The following is a 243-nucleotide window of genomic DNA, read 5'->3' on the forward strand; positions in this document are numbered from 1 at the left end:
GATCACTCAAGAGGCAAAGTGAGATCAAGAGATGATCGTCATTTTGGATTGTCAATAAGGGACTGGTGAAGGGTTATACATTTTTAGCGCCACCGGCGATCGATCTGGCTGAATCGCTTGGATTTAGCACAAAAACGCTCTCGCGGATCTTCAAAGCCGATACCGGAATGTCGTATCAGGATTGGCGCCAGCAATGGCGGGTACTCAAAGCAATCGAGTTGCTCTCTGCCGACATGCTGGTCG

1 protein-coding gene is annotated in these 243 nt (G+C 49.4%); it reads left to right on the forward strand.

Annotated features, from left to right (window positions below; all coding sequences use genetic code 11):
- Window positions 1–65: 65 nt before the first annotated feature.
- A partial coding sequence (locus tag SB773_RS34155; protein WP_410594941.1) for a helix-turn-helix domain-containing protein occupies window positions 66–243 on the forward strand: 178 nt, incomplete at its 3' end.

The organism is Bacillus sp. SIMBA_074, from assembly GCF_046534555.1.
Lineage (GTDB): Bacteria > Bacillota > Bacilli > Bacillales > Bacillaceae_G > Bacillus_A > Bacillus_A mycoides.